At 67.5% G+C, this 16,481-nt stretch carries 15 protein-coding genes and 3 pseudogenes; 10 read left to right on the forward strand and 8 right to left on the reverse strand.

From position 1 onward, the window contains the following. Positions 1 to 148: 148 nt before the first annotated feature. The 5 genes from OV427_RS44160 to OV427_RS44180 form a co-directional block, all read right to left on the reverse strand. Positions 149 to 4,036: a hypothetical protein gene (locus OV427_RS44160; protein ID WP_267862254.1), complete on the reverse strand. Its 3,888-nt coding sequence runs from the start codon at positions 4,034 to 4,036 to the stop codon at positions 149 to 151. Between the two features lie 292 nt (positions 4,037 to 4,328). Next, on the reverse strand, positions 4,329 to 4,892 hold the full coding sequence (locus tag OV427_RS44165; protein WP_267862255.1) for a peptidoglycan-binding domain-containing protein: 564 nt from the start codon (positions 4,890 to 4,892) through the stop codon (positions 4,329 to 4,331). 120 nt (positions 4,893 to 5,012) lie between these two features. Further along, positions 5,013 to 5,771: a response regulator gene (locus OV427_RS44170; protein WP_267862256.1), complete on the reverse strand. Its 759-nt coding sequence runs from the start codon at positions 5,769 to 5,771 to the stop codon at positions 5,013 to 5,015. Continuing rightward, entirely contained in the window at positions 5,768 to 7,051 is a 1,284-nt protein-coding gene (locus OV427_RS44175) for a sensor histidine kinase (RefSeq protein ID WP_267862257.1), read from the reverse strand. The genes OV427_RS44170 and OV427_RS44175 overlap by 4 nt, the downstream gene beginning before the upstream one ends. A gap of 113 nt (positions 7,052 to 7,164) precedes the next feature. Next, a complete protein-coding gene (locus OV427_RS44180) occupies positions 7,165 to 7,617 on the reverse strand; it encodes a hypothetical protein (protein WP_267862258.1) in 453 nt (150 codons plus the stop codon). A gap of 123 nt (positions 7,618 to 7,740) precedes the next feature. On the opposite strand from OV427_RS44180, the gene OV427_RS44185 reads away from it, so the two are divergent. The 7 genes from OV427_RS44185 to larE all read left to right on the forward strand — a co-directional run bounded on the left by OV427_RS44185 (position 7,741) and on the right by larE (position 12,063). Next, complete coding sequence (locus OV427_RS44185) at positions 7,741 to 8,517, forward strand: HesA/MoeB/ThiF family protein (RefSeq protein WP_267862259.1); 777 nt, start codon at positions 7,741 to 7,743, stop codon at positions 8,515 to 8,517. Beyond that, on the forward strand, positions 8,505 to 8,744 hold the full coding sequence (locus OV427_RS44190; RefSeq protein WP_267862260.1) for a sulfurtransferase TusA family protein: 240 nt from the start codon (positions 8,505 to 8,507) through the stop codon (positions 8,742 to 8,744). The genes OV427_RS44185 and OV427_RS44190 overlap by 13 nt, the downstream gene beginning before the upstream one ends. A 3-nt stretch (positions 8,745 to 8,747) precedes the next feature. Beyond that, positions 8,748 to 9,020, forward strand: a complete 273-nt coding sequence (locus OV427_RS44195; protein ID WP_267862261.1) for a MoaD/ThiS family protein — start codon at positions 8,748 to 8,750, stop codon at positions 9,018 to 9,020. A 3-nt stretch (positions 9,021 to 9,023) separates the two neighbouring features. After that, a complete protein-coding gene (locus OV427_RS44200) occupies positions 9,024 to 9,665 on the forward strand; it encodes a ThiF family adenylyltransferase (protein WP_267862262.1) in 642 nt (213 codons plus the stop codon). Further along, positions 9,662 to 10,090 carry a M67 family metallopeptidase gene (locus tag OV427_RS44205; protein ID WP_267862263.1) on the forward strand — a complete coding sequence of 143 codons (429 nt, stop codon included), beginning with the start codon at positions 9,662 to 9,664 and terminating at the stop codon, positions 10,088 to 10,090. The genes OV427_RS44200 and OV427_RS44205 overlap by 4 nt, the downstream gene beginning before the upstream one ends. A 193-nt stretch (positions 10,091 to 10,283) precedes the next feature. Further along, a complete protein-coding gene (gene cysC / locus OV427_RS44210; RefSeq protein WP_267862264.1) occupies positions 10,284 to 11,069 on the forward strand; it encodes an adenylyl-sulfate kinase in 786 nt (261 codons plus the stop codon). A 100-nt stretch (positions 11,070 to 11,169) separates the two neighbouring features. Continuing rightward, a complete protein-coding gene (larE, locus tag OV427_RS44215) occupies positions 11,170 to 12,063 on the forward strand; it encodes an ATP-dependent sacrificial sulfur transferase LarE (protein WP_267862265.1) in 894 nt (297 codons plus the stop codon). Positions 12,064 to 12,396: 333 nt separating this feature from the next. On the opposite strand, the gene OV427_RS44220 is transcribed toward larE, so the two are convergent. Next, a complete protein-coding gene (locus OV427_RS44220; RefSeq protein WP_267862266.1) occupies positions 12,397 to 13,203 on the reverse strand; it encodes a GIY-YIG nuclease family protein in 807 nt (268 codons plus the stop codon). 184 nt (positions 13,204 to 13,387) lie between these two features. Here OV427_RS44220 and OV427_RS44225 point away from each other — a divergent pair. Next, positions 13,388 to 13,720, forward strand: a pseudogene (locus tag OV427_RS44225) (integrase core domain-containing protein); the annotation flags it as partial. A 38-nt stretch (positions 13,721 to 13,758) separates the two neighbouring features. On the opposite strand, the pseudogene OV427_RS44230 reads toward OV427_RS44225, so the two are convergent. Then, positions 13,759 to 14,037 (reverse strand): annotated as a pseudogene (locus OV427_RS44230) (IS3 family transposase); the annotation flags it as partial. A 128-nt stretch (positions 14,038 to 14,165) separates the two neighbouring features. Then, positions 14,166 to 14,348, reverse strand: coding sequence for an ATP-binding protein (locus tag OV427_RS44235; RefSeq protein ID WP_267862267.1), 183 nt, complete (start codon positions 14,346 to 14,348; stop codon positions 14,166 to 14,168). Positions 14,349 to 14,369: 21 nt separating this feature from the next. Here OV427_RS44235 and OV427_RS50660 point away from each other — a divergent pair. After that, positions 14,370 to 14,450, forward strand: a pseudogene (locus tag OV427_RS50660) (transposase domain-containing protein); the annotation flags it as partial. Positions 14,451 to 14,815: 365 nt separating this feature from the next. Then, entirely contained in the window at positions 14,816 to 16,252 is a 1,437-nt protein-coding gene (locus OV427_RS44240) for a hypothetical protein (protein ID WP_267862268.1), read from the forward strand. The last annotated feature ends 229 nt before the right edge of the window (positions 16,253 to 16,481 follow it).

Below are 16,481 nucleotides of genomic sequence, written 5' to 3' on the forward strand. Positions count from 1 at the left end.
TTCAAGGATCGGCGCGACGGTACCGACACACGAGACGTGCGGACCATTGGGGAGCCCCCTAGAACTTCCTCAGGAATCCCTTAGGGGCTCCGCTCGCTCGGGGGAGACCGAGCGAGCGGATGAGTCCTTCGCCGGGCGCTTCCTGCCCTTACGGCCTGGGGCTGAGGACCACCGAGCGGAACAGCGTGTTCTGCGGAGAGGAGACCAGGAGGGTCGGCACAGGGTTGAGGGTGGTGCCGTCGTCCAGGAACGTCGCCAGGTGGTTGCTGGTGGAGCTCGCGGTCAGCGCCATCGTCACGTACACGCGCACGCCCGCGGGTGTCTTCACCGCTGTCACACCGTCGACGGGGAGCATCGCGGGAGCACCGGTGCTGTCCGGGACGCGCGGGACGAAGCCGGCCACCTGCGTCCACGTGGCTCCATCGAAGGTCCACTTCTGCAGGTTGAGGGTGTTGGGAGTGGACCTGAAGCCCGCGGAGGGCGCCGCCACATAGGCGACGTCGGGGACGAGGTCGCCGTTCGTGTCGAGTGTCGCGAACGCCCCGGCCGTCGCGGACTGCCCCGTCGGGAGGACGAAGCCCGGGAGGCCGCCGGCCTCCGCCCCGCCAACGGTCGGCAGCGGGTTGTTCGGGAAGTAGCCCAGCGAGTAGCTCCCCGTGGACGTGGCGAAGACCAGCGCGCCGTCCACGAAGCCCAGACCCGAGCTGGCGTACACGGTGCTGGACACCTGGACGGACGAGGTCGGGCTCGAGCCATCCACGAAGCGGATGCCTCCCGTGGTGTTCACGGTGCTGCCCTCGCCCGACAACCAGTAGCGCGAGCCATCATCGGTGATGGCCGCCCGGATGCTGGTCGTGTTGTAGCCGTCGTTGATGCGGACGGGGATGGTGAAGCGGCCGTGGACGTCCAACTGGCCCACCACGCGCGCCGTGGTGCTGGCGGACGCGGTCCGGGGGCTCGTGCCCATGTCCGCGTCGTAGCCCGCGAAGGTGAGGAAGCGGCCATCGGCCGAGCGCGCCAGCAAGCCCTCGTTGAGGCCGATACTGCCCATGAGGGTCAGCCGGTCCCGGCCGAGCCAGGGCAGCGGGAAGGTGCGCACCGGCGCCCCACCCGTGGGCCGGTACTCCTCCACCTGAACCGCCGCGGCCGTGGGGCCAATCGCAACCGAGCCGCCGACGCCCAGGCGCACCACCATGAGGTTGGGGGAGCAGGTGACGGTCAGGGTGACGTCGGCACTGTCCATGGTGCCGCTGCCGCTCGCCACCTCACAGGTCTGCCCCACCGGGTGGCGCGCCACCTCCACCGCGTACGCCTCGCCGGCGAGCAGCCCCCGCGCGAAGGCATGGTCACCCGCGGCGCTGACGGTCAGCGCATCCGGGCCGTTGCGCAGCTCCAGCGTGCCGGTCAGTCCCGCGACGTCGACGTGGAGACCGTGGAGGTCCGCACAGGTGATGGCGACACCGGTGATGGGTCCTCCATTCACGGTGCCGTTCCCGCCCTGCACGAGGCAGCGCTGGCCCGTGGGGTTCGTCTTCACCGTCACGTCGTAGCCGCCGAGCTGCGCCACGGACCGGGTGAAGGTGAAGGCTCCGTCGGCGGTGACGGTGAGCAGCGCGTCCCCGTTGTTCTGGAGCGTGAGCGTGGTGCCCGCGGCCAGGCCCGTCACCGTGCCGCCCAGGGTGAAGGCCGTGGTGCCGCAGACGACCGCGACATTCTCCACGTCCCGGGTGCCCATGGTGCCGGAGCCATTCGACACGCTGCACACCCAAGGGGATGACGTCTCGGCGGTGACCCCGTAGGCCGCGCCGTATCCAACCGGGGCGTTGAAGGCGAAGGTTCCGTCGTTGGTGAGGGTGACCGCGTCTCCACCGTTGTTCTTCAGCACCACCGACCCGCCGACGAGGCCCGTCACCGTCCCACGCACGGCGAAGGCCTTCGGCGTGCAGGTGACGGCCACGTCGGCCACGTTGCCATGGTCCAGACTGCCCGCCGCGCGGTCCACGGTGCAGGTCTGGCCCTCCGGCTGCGACTGGATGCTCACGGCATAGCCGCTGAGGTCCGCCATCGGCTGGGAGAACGTGAAGGCGCCATTGGCGGCGACGGCGAGGTCATTGCCGCCATTGTTCCGCAGCTCCAGCGTGGTACCCGCAGCCAGCCCCGTCACGGTCCCGCCCACGGTGTACTTCTTCGTGCTGCAGAAGACGTTCACGCCGGTGACGTTCGAGGCGGCCATGGTGCCCGCGCCGTTCGGCACGATGCACTCCAGCGGGTACGTGGCCGCCACGGTCACGGCGTAGAGGTTCTTGAAGGTCACTTTGGTGGTGAAGGTGAACGGGCCGCCGGAAGTGACGGTGAGTTCATCCGCGGCGTTGTCGTTGTTGCGCAGCTTCAGCGACTGGCCGCTCGTCAGTCCCACCACCGTCCCTCCCACGGTGTACGTGTTCACCGCGCACGTGACGGCCACGTCGGTGACGTCGTGGCCGGCAAGGTTGCCTGTGCCGCGCGCCACGGTGCACGTGTGGCCGGGCGGCTGGGACGGCACCAACACGTTGTAGGCCCCGAGGTCCGCCACGGGCGTGGGGAAGGTGAAGGGGCCGTTGGTGGTGCCGGGGAGGCCCTCGCCGTTGTTCTTGACGTTGACCGTGGCGCCCGACAGCAGCCCCGACAGCTGGCCACCCACCGTGTATGTCGTCGTGCTGCAGCTGACGGAGACATTGGTGACGGCCTGGGAGGGCATGGTGCCGGTGCCGTTCGTCAGGGTGCACCCGAGCGGGTACACCGCGTGCTGGGTGACGTCGTAGGTGTCGGCGAAGGCCACCTTCGTGGCGAAGGTGAAGAGGCCATTGGCGGAGACGGTGAGGTCATCGCCACCCTTGTTCTTCAACACCACTGTCTGGCCCGCCTTCAGGCCCGTCAGCATGCCGCGCACCTGGAACGCCTCCGGCGAGCACGCAATCTCCACGTGGGTGAAGTCCGCATGGTCCAGGGTGACCGCCCCGTTCCGCACGGTGCAGGTCTGGCCCCGCGGCTGGGTCTTGATCGTCACTGCGTAGGTTCCGAGGTCCGGCACCGGCAGGTTGAAGGTGAAGGACCCGCCGGGCGCCGCCACGCTGACCACGTCGGCGCCGTCCAACTGCAGCTCGAGCTGGGTGTCACCCACCATGCCAACCACGTTGCCGCCCACGGTGAAGGTCGCGATGCCGCAGGTGACGGCCACGTCGGTGACGTCCTGGGCGCCCACGGTGCCGGAGCCGTGCGCCACGGTGCACACCGTGGGGTAGGTGGCCACCGCGGTGACGGCATAGTCGCCACCGAAGACCACCGGGGTGGCGAAGCTGAAGGAGCCATCGGCGGTGACGGTGAGCTCATCGCCGTCGTTGTCCTTCAGCACCACCGACTGCGTCTCGGGAAGGCCCGTCACCGTCCCGCGCACGGCGAAGGTGCGCGGGGTGCAGACCACGCTGACGCTGGTGACGTTCGCGTCCTGGACCGTGCCGCTGCCACCCTCCACGGTGCAGGTGTGCCCCGCCGGCTGCGTCTGGACGGTGACCGACCAGGCAGCTCCATGCGCCACCTGCTGGGTGAAGGCGAAGGGCCCGTTCGCGGCGACGTCGAGCGTCTCGGCGCCGTTGCTCAGCACCACGTGGGAGCCGGCGGACAGGCCGGTGACGCTCCCGCCCACGGAGTAGGAGAACGTGGAGCAGACCACGCCGACGCTGGTGACGTCCGAGCCGTGGATGGTGCCGCTGCCGCCCTGCACGGTGCAGGTGTGCCCCGCGGGCTGCTCCTGGACGGTGACCGACCAGGCGCCCCCCTCCGGCACCTTCTGGGTGAAGGCAAAGGAGCCGTTGGCCGGGACATCGAGCGTCTCCGCGCCGTTCTTCAGCACCACGTGGGTGCCGGTGGACAGGCCGGTGACGCTCCCACCCACGCTGTAGGCAAGGGGCGCAGGGTCCGAGCCGCAAGCGGCGAGCGCGACGCTCAGGAGCCCCACCAGCGCGGCGCTGGGAAGGGTACGAAGGGGGAACTGACTCATGTACGTGAGGACCTCTCTGGCGAGCAAGACGGTCCTGTCCGCGCCCCCATCGAGCAGTGGTCCCCCCGACGTAGAAATCGCAGCTGCTTCAGAGGGGTGCGGCCAGGACCATTCGCGACGGTAGCGGTCCGTGAAGCGCATCAACCATTGGGGAGTCCCCTAGGCGCCCCTCAGGAATCCCCTAGAGCCGCCCGGGCCTCCACCGCGACCGCGAGCAGGCGAGCGGGCCCTGAACGCACGAAGGCCCGGAGGGAGACGCGCTCCCGCCGGGCCTCGATGACTTCAGCGTGTCTCAGTACGCCACGTGCACGTGGTCGCCGTGGCCGCCGATGGCGCCGATGTTGGTGCCGTTCTTGATGCCGCCCACCGGGTCATAGAAGAGCTCCGTGGGGCGCGTGCCGGCGAGGCGGCGGTAGTACGCGGCCATCTGCGACGGGCTGCCCGCCACGTCGATGGCGCGGCCCTTGTAGTGGTACGAGCCCGGCGTGTGCGTGCCGCCCGTGGTGGACGTAATCGTCAGCCCCATCTGCCGCGCCAGGTTCGACGCGAAGTCCAGCTTCTGGCGGTTGCTGCCATTCACCGGGAAGTTGCCCGGCGTGCCCTGGGTGCTGCCGGGGCGGCCGCCGTCCGGCTTGCCGTCCCACATGTCCTGGTTGCGCGAGTTGAAGATGGAGCGGCCCGTGTTGTTGCCCACGATGCCGTCCGCCGCCAGGTGGTGCGAGCGCTGGTAGGCCACCACCGCCGCCTTCGTCTTCGCCCCGAAGATGCCGTCCGCCGCGCCCGTGTTGTAGCCAGCGCGAGACAGGGTCTGCTGGAGCCGCGTCACATCCGAACCGCGCGAACCGACCTGGAGCATGGGAGGCCTCGTTCTCTCTTGGGGAGCGAAATTCTCAGTACAAGAGAGTTATCGGGGCCTATATCGGGAAGTTGCTTACGAAGTGCGCAAAGTCGCAAAAGGTAGGACAGGGCTTCCGTTTCACACGGAAATCAAGCCCTTACGGATACCCTCGGTGACGGCCTCGACGCGGTTGGTGACTTCGAGCTTCCGGTAGATGTGCTCCAGGTGGGTGCGGATGGTGGCCTTGCTGAGGCTGAGGAGCCGGGCCGCCTCGCTGTTGGACACACCCTTGGCGATGAGCTGGAGGATTTCCCGCTCGCGGTCCGACAGCGGCTTGAGCGGGGGCTCCTGGGCGGACACGGCCTCCGGGGGAACTTCCGGGACGGGGACGGAGGGCGGGGGCGCCACGGGCTCGGTGGGGACGGGGCCGGAGTCCGGGTCCACGCGGAAGTGGCGCAGGAGGCGGCGGGCCAGGTTGGGCTGGATGACGGTGCCGCCCGCGCGGACCTCCTTGATGGCCTCGATGATCTTGTCCACCGGGGCGCCCTTGAGGAGGTAGCCGGACGCGCCGGCCTTCACCGCCTCCAGCACTTTGTCCTCCTCGTCGAAGATGGTGAAGATGAGGATCTCCATCTTCGGGAAGCGCGCCTTCACCTCGCGCGTGACGTCGATGCCGCTCATGCGCGGCAGCCCCAGGTCGAGCAGGAGCACGTCCGGCATCAGCTTGGGCACTTCCTCCAGCGCGGCCTCGCCGGACAGCGCGGTGCCGACGATGTCGATGTCCTGCTGACCCTCGAAGAGGCGGAGCTGGTTCTTGAGGATCTTCGTCTGGTCTTCCACCACGAAGACGCGGATGGGGGGCGCGGCGGGAGGGGCGTCCACGGGTACTCCGGTCATGAAGGCATGCAGGGAAGGGAGAAGGCCACCTGGGCACCAGCGCCCGGCGACGAGTCCACGATGAGCTGGCCGCCGAGCTTGATGGCGCGCTCGCGCATGTTGAGCAGGCCGTAGTGGCCGCGCGGCGTGCGGGACGGGTCGAAGCCCTTGCCGTCATCGCGGACGATGAGGTGCACGCGGTCCTCGCTGAAGTCGAGCCGCACGTGCACGCTCTTCGCCTCCGCGTGCTTCACCGCGTTGGACAGCGACTCCTGGAGGATGCGGAACAGCGCGAGCTGCGCGTCGGGGGACAGCTTGCGCTGCAGCCCGGTGCGCTCGAAGCGGATGTCCAGGCCGGTGCGCTCGCGGAAAGTCTTCGCGTAGTCCTCCAGGCCCTGCGCCAGCTCGAAGTCCTCGCGCATCATCCGGAGGTTGCGGCGCAGCTCTTCGATGGACTCCTCCGCGGTGGCCTTCAGCTCGCGGATTTCCGAGCGCAGCCCGTCCTCGCTCGCGAGGTTCAGGATGTACTCGGCCTGGATGATCATGGACGAGAGCGACGCGCCCAGGCCGTCATGGATTTCGCGCGCCAGCCGGTTGCGCTCCTCCACCACGGCCAGCTCCTTCAAGTCGCCCTGGAGCGCCACCACCTCGCGGTGCGCGGTGGCCTCTCGCTCGTTCAGGTACACGAGCACGTAGACGATGATGAAGTTGAGCGCGAGGTACCAGAGCAGCGTGAGCAGCTCCACCGCCGTCACCGAGCGGTTGAGGAGCAGGTCGAGCCGCGTCGTAATCGGCAGCGCCAGCAGCGGCGGGAGGATGGCCAGCGGCTTGGGGTAGAGGATGGAGAACAGCGTGGTGAAGAGCAGCTGCGTGGCGAGCAGCGGGCTCTGCAGACCGCCGCCCACCACGGGCTTGGCGATGAGCACGACCATGATGGTCAGGTCGAGGCAGAGCGTGGTGTACGTCACCCAGCGGCCGGCCTTCGGGTGGTCGATGACCAGCAGGTTCGCGACGCTGTAGAGCAGCATCGTGAAGTAGCCCACGAAGGAGAACGGCCCGGTGAGGCCGAAGTAGCCGCTCCACGCGGGCACCGCGAGGATGAGCAGGCCCAGCGTGAGGAACATCATCCGCGCGTAGAAGAGCGCGCGGGCGCGGGCGACGAAGCGGTCCTGTTCCCAGGACGCGGTGGCCTGTTCCGCGGAGACGCTGTCCGTCAGCTTGCGGCGCTCCAGCACCTCCCGCACGCGGGCGCGCAGGTCGTTGGCTGGCGTCTCCTCGCCCAGAGCGAGATGGGTGTTCATCGGGCAGGCAGCTTACGGGAGCGGGCGGGCGGGCGGAAATCCGGGGAGCGGCCTGCTCCCCTCCCGGGTGGGGGAGGGGGCACGCCCATGGCCTCGTGCGGCGCCGCCCCGCGTCACTTCGCGCAGGCCTGGCGGGCCTCGGGCTTGCGCTGGAAGACGTACTCCATCCGGTCCTTCTGCTCGCCGGTGCGCTCGTCGAAGAGCGGCGTGCCGCCCGCGTACATGGTGCCTTCGGCGTGGCCGTACTTGTCGAGCCCGTGGTCCTGGAGCCAGCGGTCCACGCAGGCCTCCAGCGTCTTGCGGTCACCGCCGCCCTTGGTCATGGCACCGGCGTCCTTGGAGGGCGCGCCCGCGTCGTCGCCAGCGGTCAGGGCGCCGCGCGAGGTGCCCGTCTGGGCGCCGTCCGAGGGGGCGCCCGCGTCCTTCACGGCCTCCATGGCGTCGCGCGGGTCCGGCTGGGTGGTGGCCGCGTCGGTGGGCCCGGGGCCCTCGCCGGTGTTCTTGTGGCAGCCGACCGCCAGGAGGAGGGCGGTGGAAAAGACGAGCACGCCGGGCAGGTTTCTCATATGTCCTGGCAGGTGAGGTCCGCGTCGAAGCGGCACGGTGGGTGGGCGCCTGCGCCCTTCTTCTCGGTGGACGCAGGGGCACGCACCTTATTCGCTTCCGACCCCTCGCGAAGGGGCAATCCGATGCACGGGCACGACACCGACCATCATCCCCGCATCCCCCACGCCTCGCGCCTCGAGCGCGCCCGGGTGCTCCTCGTGGGGGCCGGCGGCCTGGGCTGTCCGGCGTCCCTGGCGCTGGCGCAGGCGGGTGTCGGCCACCTGACGCTCGCGGACCCGGACCGCGTGGACGTCACGAATCTGCCGCGCCAGTTGTGGCACCGGCCCGCCGACGTGGGCCGCAACAAGGCGGAGTCCGCCGCCGCGGGCCTGGCGCGCGCCTTCCCCGCGCTGTCCACCGAGCCCCTGCCGGAGCGCGTGGACGCGGGCAACGCGGAGGCCCTCTTCCGCGCGCACGACGCCGTCATCGACGCCACGGACGGAGTGGCCACCAAGTTCTTCCTCTCGGACGTGGCGGTGCTCACGGGCGTGCCGCTCGTCTATGGCGGCGTGCTGCGCATGCAGGGGCAGGCGATGCGGGTGGACCCTCGCGGGCCGTGCCTGCGCTGCCTCTACGAGGCGCCGCCTCCGCCGGACGCGGTGCCCACGTGCGCGCAGGCGGGGGTGCTCGGCTCGCTCGCGGGGCTGGTGGGCGCGGTGCAGTCGCTGCTCGCGCTGGAGCTGCTGTTCGGGGCCGCGCGTCCCGTTCCCGGTGAGGCCACGCTGCACGTGCTGGATGGCGTGTCGCTGCTGGGCCGCCGCGTCCGGGTGGAGCGCGCGCCCGACTGCCCCGGCTGCCGCGTCACCGCCGTGCCGGAGTACCCGGAGGCCGCACAGGAGGCCGAGTCATGTCCGAGGTGAAGGCCACGCTCGACATCACGCGCGAGGTCTGTCCGATGACCTACGTGCGCACCAAGCTGAAGCTGGAGGCGCTGGAGCCGGGGACGCTGCTGGAGGTGCTCCTGCGCGGCGCCGAGCCGCTGAAGAACGTGCCGCGCAACGCGCGCGACGAGGGGCACGAAGTCGTCTCCCTGGAGCCGCGCCCCGATGGAACCCACGTGTTGCTGCTCCGCAAGCAGGGACGTTGAGCCATGCCGACCATCCGCATTCCCACTCCGATGCGCACGTTCACGAGCAACCAGTCCGAAGTCACCGCCACCGGCGCCACCGTGCGCGAGGTGCTGAAGGATCTGGACGCACGCTTCCCCGGCATCGGCGCGCGCGTCCTCGACGAGCGCGGTGCCGTGCGCCGCTACGTCAACGTCTTCCTCAACGACGAGGACATCCGAGCCCTGCGCGAGCTGGACACGCCGGTGGCGGACACGGACCGCCTCACGCTCATCCCCGCAATGGCGGGAGGCTGAAGCGTGGCCCTGCGTGAAGATCAGATCCTCCGCTACTCCCGGCAGATCCTCCTGCGTGACGTGGGTGGCCGCGGGCAGGAAGCTCTGCTGGCGGGCACGGCGCGGGTGGATGCCACCGGCGCCTCGGGGATGACGGCCGCGGCGTACCTCGCCGGAGGCGGCACGCCGGTGGTGGGCACGGGCTCGTTGACGCTGGGCCCCTGGGCGCCCGGCTTCCTCGTGTCGGCGGACGACGTGGGGCGCCCCGCGGTGGAGGCCCTGGATGGAGCCGTGCCCCAGCTGAATCCGGACGCGGCCGGCGCCGGGCGGGGTGGGGGACTGGTGGCGGAACTGCCCTCGGGCTGGGGCGGCGAGGCCCCGTGGGTGGCCCTGGGTGGCGACGGCAGGCGGGCGGCCGTCGTCTTCCGGGGCGCGGACGGGTGCGTGTGGTGCTTTGGGGAGACGGTGCGTCACCTCGTCCAGCCCCCGGACGGCGCGCTGGGCGTGGCCCTGGGCGCGCTGGGCGCCCTGGTGTTCCAGCGGCTGCGGCTGGGCCTGGGCCCCGCGCTGGGGGGCCGCTGGCTGGTCGCCCCGGGCGTCGTGGAGGAACTGGAGGTGCGCAGGTGTGCCCGCTGTGCCGGGAGCCCGGAGCCGGCCCGGCCGTGATCCGCTGGCCCGAGCCCGGCTGGCCGCTGGCTGTCCGCGACGCGGTGGTGCGCCACCTGGAGGCCGCGTACCCCCATGAGGGCTGTGGGGTGATTCTCCAGTCCGGGGATGCGGGCCCATGGAGGGTCCGCCCGCTGCGCAACGCCTCCGACCGGCCGCACACCGCCTACGCCTTCGCCCCCGAGGAGTGGCTGGCCGTCTCCCTGGAGGCGGACGCACGTGGAGAGCGGGTGGTGTGTGTCTTCCACTCCCACGTGGAAGCACCTGCCACGTTCTCCCCGGAAGACCGGGCCCGGGCAGCCCCGGAAGGTCACCCACTCCTACCCGGAGTTTCCTACCTCATCGGATCCATACACCGGGGCTGTGTAGTCTGGGTGTGTCAGTACGAGTGGCAGGGGGACGATTTCAGGCTCCAAGAGCCCTGAAAAAGTCATTTCATAAACGAAAAACCCATGTGTCGGCAGGCACTTGACTGCCCGCTCACCCCACCTGCGGAAAGGTGTGTGCGAATTGTCAAGTGAGGGGGTTTTCGTCTATAACCACGCGCATCTTCTGGATCTGCGGCGTCCACACGCAGCTTGCAAGAAGCGCTCCGGACGCAGGGAGTTGAACAGGCTTATGGCCCCCAACACTGGTTTCACCCTCTGGCTGACCGGCATGTCCGGGACCGGGAAGAGCACGACGGCCGCCTATATCGCGGCGCGCCTGCGGCAGGTTGGCCGCAACGTGGAGATCCTCGACGAAGGTGAGCTCGGCGAGGCGCTCTGGGCGGGTCTTTCCGATGCGAAGGACGACCGCACCACGGTGGTCCGCCGCCTCGGCTTCGTGGCGAACCTCCTGACCCGCAACGGCGTCGCGGCGCTGGTGCCCTGCGTGAGCCCCTACAAGCCGGGCCGCGAGGAGAACCGTCGCGCCATCGGCCGCTACGTGGAGGTCTACGTCGACTGCCCCACGGAGAAGCTCATCGAGCGCGACAGCACCGGCCGCTACAAGAAGGCGCTCAACGGGGAGATCCCCAACTTCATCGGCATCACCGAGCCGTACGAGCCGCCCAACTCGCCGGAAGTGACCATTCACTCCGATGTGGAGTCGGTGGAGGACGGCGCGGCGAAGATCTTCCAGTCGCTCCTGGACCTCGGCTACATGAACACCGAGGAGCTGAAGACCATCACCGGCAAGAAGATGAAGGCCAACCCGCTGCCGGCGAAGGCGGAGAAGGGCGACAAGGGCGCCGCCAAGGCGGACAAGGGCGCCAAGGCTCGCCGCGGTGACGAGGCCCGTCCGGCCGCCAAGGCCGCCGCGAAGGCGGACAAGGGCGCCAAGGCGCGTCCGGCCACGCGCGCCGCCCGGGTGGCGAAGCCGGCTCCGTCGGCCAAGAAGCCCGCGAAGAACAAGGCCCGCTGAGCGAGGGGCCTGACGGCCCACGCTCCCATCATCCAGAAGGGCTCCAGGTTGCCGCGTCTTCCGCGTGCAATCCGGGGCCCTTCCGTTTTAGGAGTTCCCCATGCTGAGCCCCGAGCGGATCCAGAGCCTGTGTGAGTCCTCGCGCCCGAAGCTGGAGGCCATGCGCGCCGCGCTGCGCGCCCATGGCAGTGCGCTGGTGGCGTTCTCCGGAGGCGTGGATTCCACGTTCGTGCTGAAGGTGGCGGTGGAGGAATTGGGCGAGCGCGCCCTGGCGCTCACCGCCCTGTCCGCGTCGGTGGCGCCGGAGGAGGCGCAGGAGGCGCGGGAGCTGGCGGAGCGGATGGGGGCGCGGCACGTGGTGGTGGGCAGCAACGAGCTGGCGAATCCGCAGTACGCGGCCAACCCCACGAACCGTTGCTACTTCTGCAAGACGGAGCTGTACGACATCTGCGAGGCCCGCCGGCAGGAGCTGGGCATGGCGGTGGTGCTGGACGGCTTCAACGCGGACGACTTCAAGGACCACCGGCCCGGCCACAAGGCGGCGCAGGAGCACAAGGTGGTGTCTCCGTTGGCGCAGGCGGGGCTGACGAAGGACGAGATTCGCGCCTGGAGCCAGTCGCTGGGGCTGCCCACATGGGACAAGCCGCAGATGGCGTGCCTGGCGTCGCGCATTCCGTACGGCACGGCGGTGACGCGGGACAGGCTGATCCAGATTGCCTCCGCCGAGTCGGAGATGCGCAAGCTGGGCTTCCGGCAGTTCCGCGTGCGCTACCACCAGGAGGTGGCGCGGCTGGAGGTGGCTGCGGAGGAGTACGAAAGGTTCCTGGCCGCGGACGTGCGCCAGAAGGTCAACGCTGCCTTCCTGGCGCTGGGGTTCAAGTTCGTGTCGTTGGACCTGGAGCCATTCCGTTCGGGCCGCATGAACGAGGCGGCTGGCGTGGCGCGTCCGGAGGCTGGCAAGGTCGCGGGGTTCTCGCTGCCCGTGGTGAGCTGAGCTGCTGCGCCTGCGCGCTGGTGGCGGCGGGTTCGATTCTCGCCGCCTCCACTAAAAGCAACCCGCCGCTATCAGCCGCGCCCCGCCTGCCGAGGGGGGCGCGGTCGAAGGGCTCGCGGGCCGCGACTTGCGCGCCGTCTCGCTCCAGGACTTGCTGCGCGAGTTGAACCGGCAGTGATCACGAAGCGCGTCGACGTGGCCCACGTATTGCCCGCCTGAACGTGCCAGGAGGCCCCAGCGCTCACCAGGGGGTACAAGTCCGACGCTGCCTGCCTGGACACCCACCACCATCGCCAGCGTGTACCACAAGGCCCGTATAGCGAAAGCCGGCGCTCAGCGGTTGTGGCCGTGCTCGCGGCTCAGCAGAACCCGCTTCCAGTGTGCTTCGCGCTGCAACAGGTCCGTATCGCTGGTATGCGTGTCGGCCACTTCCAGGATCGCGAAGCGGAACGCCGATGCACGTCCGATCCCTGTTTCGCGGATGAGTCTCACCAACTCTTGGTTGCCTCCGTGCCCGGTCGCGGCGTACTGACACCACCGTTGCCAGATCCCTCCAACGCCGGTCGCGCTACCGACGTACAGGCGACCTGTATCCGTGTCGGAGATGAGGTACACACCGCCCACGCTCGACATCGCAGCGCGCCATGATTCGATGTCTTGGCGTACGATCGTATCCAGTTCGCCCTTGGTGAGGTGAACGGCTTTGAAGCCGGGAAACTCGGCGATCCTCATACGCTCAGGCATGATGGAAGCGAGTTTGATCCCGTCGACCCAATTCTCCGCGTCTAGGTACGATTGGCGGCCAGGGCGCTGGAACCGCGCGGTGAGCCGCCCGTTGAGTTCCGCGCATGCGGGAAGCTCCACGAGGTCGTACCGGTACCGACCTCTCTGCCCGGTGCGGCCTCGCATTTCATGCACACCCGCGAACAGCCAGTGATTCGCGGTGCGCATCGCGATCAATGAAAGAACGTAACTACGCTCAAAGTTGCGCCGCGTTTGCGAGCGCTGCCACTCCTCGAATTCTCCCTTCAGGTACACGTCGAGCGGGTCCTCCTCACCATCCTTCGTCGCGAGATGGATCTTTGTGTCTCCGGGATCTACTTGCGGCGCCAGCAGTGAAATGGCGTCGAATGCACGCATGGGGCCTCACGGGTGAAGGACGAATTGTAACTGCTCGCCCAGCTTCGTGGTGATGGGATGTCCACCGCTTCTGAGCCGCCAGCCGGACAGTCCGATGCCACTGAGAGTGGGAACAGGGCGCGCAGGACGCTGACGCTGCGTCCGCCTCTAGTCCTCCTCCATCTCGGCAGGCCGCTCCGTCTCTTCAGCTCGGACGAGGCATGGCGAACAGTTACGCCACGACAACGGCAGCCAGTACACCTCCGACGCCTTCCAGAACGAGCTGCGCTTTCTGGGAGCCGAGTCCAGTCCGTCCTTCGTCCGCAGCCCTGAGGGCAACGGCTGCGCCGAGCGCTTCATCCGCACCCTCAAGGAGCAGCTGCTCTGGGTGCGCACCTTCTCCACTGTGGAGGAACTCCGGAGGGCTCTGCTGGACTGGGCCCATCGGTACAACGAGCACTGGCTGCTGGAGCGCCACAACTTCCTTTCGCCGAGTCAGGCCCGACGAGAGCTGATGCAGTCGAAGCAGGCGGCATGATTACGGTGAGCGTCAAGGTTGTTGTCGCGTGAGAGGGTTCAGCCGATGCGCTTCAACTCCTCCACCGCTGGGGTGGGGTTCGGGGAAGGGTTGAGGCGCACGGGGCCTGCCGGCGTCCAATCGCGCGTGTCGCGGCTCCAGCGCTCGGGGTGGCGAGCTCGGGCACGCTGGTACACCTGATGACGCCGGGCGAGCAGCGCGGCCTCTCGACCGAAGTGCCTGTCATCGGGTGTGACGAAGCGGATGCCAGAGTGGCGGTGCTCGGTGTTGTACCAGGCTACGAAGCGAGCCACCCAGCAGCGCGCATCCTCGACTGTCAAGGCTCGGCTGATCGGGTCGCTGTTCGGTCCGGCCAAAGAGGTCCGGACGAGAGGAGCCCGGGAAGCGCGACGGCGTGGACCGCGCGGGTTCGGCCAAACCGGTCCGGCAGGGGCTACGCCAGGCGTCAGCGTGCGGCGGTCTCGACCTGGGCCGCGCGCGGTGCGCGGGTGCGCTTGGCGAGCGGCGGGTTGCGGTAGCTGTCACCCTCGATGGTGAGGACGTGGGCGTGGTGCAGCAGTCGGTCCATGGCGGCGCTGGCCAGCAGCGCGTCACCAAACAGCGGAGGCCACTTCAAGCGGCTCGGCACGGCGGTCACCGGACGGATACGGGGCGCTACTCGCTGGTGGCTACCTGCGAGGCCAACGGCGTCAACTCCGAGGAGTACTTGGCCGACGTGCTGCTGCGCCTGTAGATGCATCCCAACTCGCGCATCGGCGAGCTGATACCCCAAGAGTAGAAGCGCCGCCGCGCCGCCGACCCCCTCCTGAAGCACAGTCGCTGGGAGCCAGCACGCCGGTCCACTCACGCCCAGGCTCGAGACCACCTCCGAGCACAGCCTCCGTCCGTCTTCAAACCGTCCGGCACGGCGTCCGCCGGACGGATACGCGCCATTCGCGTGGGCTCCTGGGACGGAGTTTCCGTGCGGACCCAGACGGCCGACGCCCTTGCAGCACCAAAAGGGGCTCAGGAAATTTTTGCCGACCTCAACTATTTAAGTGGCTCTACGTACGTCTGCTATACTGACTATCGGCATCGAGCAGCGGGGGACTTGCCATGCGTGTATCGGAGCACTTCAATCTTGGGCTGACGCAGCCCTCGCTAGACTTTGTAGACGTCGACATCGAGCGAGACCTCAAGGTCTTTGTGGATCCTCGATCACTACGGCTTCTGCCATCACAGTGGGGTGCGGAGTGCGTTTCTCTAGTGCAGAACTTCTTTCAGGCAGTACTGACGGCTATTGCAGGCGAGCATAATGATGCAGCCCGGCAACTTCTCAGCCACCTCAAAGAACCAAATGAGACACACCTAGGGCTTTCACGCGAGAAGGCCCGCGGTCGAGCCTTAGGGACTGAATCCGCATACGACCTTTGGGAAGCACTCAGCAAGAGCGATGCAGTGAAAAGCGGGCTCCTTGAGGATCTCGAAGATACAATCTTGATGGTTGAAGGTATCGGCCCGGACATTGTCTCCGATATTACTACCAACCTCATCCGAGAACCACTTATCGCCTATACTCAAGATGCATGTACCGCATATGGAATTCCAATGGCCAGCGAGGTGGACTCAGGGCCGCTCTGGGATCCAACACATCAGTCCTGGCACTCTGAATATGTACGCCTACCAGTAGTTGAAGGCAGAAAACTATTACTGGTCCCTAAGGTAATCGTTCGTCGCCACATGGCCTATGACCAAGGCGAGTACTACCGTGATTACATCCTTGAGCATCTTAAGAAGGAGGAACTTGAGGCAGGGTCGGCCCTAGTAAAACTGCTGAAGAACGGAGAAGTCCGCGTTACAAAGAAAGACTTGGAGATGAAGTATGGACGAGGCAAGAAAGTCATCGTTCGTGAGACCCGAAGAAATCCCGAAATCCTCGCCCGCTATCGAAACGACAAGCGCAACATAGTACGGCCGCCTCTTACTCATCACTCTCTTGCAAACGATACCGACACCCCTCCTCCCGACTGGGACACGCTGCTCCATAACGTCCTAACCGTGGCGCCAGGGAATGAGAACGCAACAACGTACCACCACGCCGTGCAGGCACTACTTACTGCACTATTTTACCCATCCCTCGTGAGTCCACAACGCGAATTTCAGATACACGAAGGTCGAAAGCGCGTCGACATAACATTCACGAATGCGGCATTTGAAGGTTTCTTTGAGTGGCTCTCGCGCCACTATCCATCGCAATACATTTTTGTCGAGTGTAAGAACTACACCAAGGAAATCAACAATCCGGAGTTGGACCAACTGGCTGGGCGGTTCTCCCCAAACCGAGGTAAAATAGGACTCATCGTCTGCCGTCGGTTTGATGACAAGGAGTTATTCATCAAGAGGTGCCTCGATACGGCGCATGATGACCGAGGCTTTATTGTTCCACTTGATGACGAAGACCTCCGAGAGCTGGTAGAAGAGGTCAAGTCAATCCTGCGCCGACCCGAATACTACTTCCTAAGGAAGAGATTTGAGCGGCTTATAATGAGCTAACGCGGAGAACAGTTGAGCTGAAGGAAGGATAGTCAGTGGCAGAACCAGGCGGCGAGCTTCGCGAAAGGAGTCGCAGCGCGGAGCTGCCGCACCGCCTGGGCCAGCTCGTTGACGGCGCGAGGGGCGAGCTTGCGCAGCCGCCTCTTCAAGTCGGCCCACCTCAGCTTAAAATGGGGTTGAAGTCGGGGCTCTAGGTTGTCTGACCCACGCCTTTGACTTTGTGGGCGCC

Source organism: Pyxidicoccus sp. MSG2, from assembly GCF_026626705.1.
Taxonomy (GTDB): domain Bacteria; phylum Myxococcota; class Myxococcia; order Myxococcales; family Myxococcaceae; genus Myxococcus.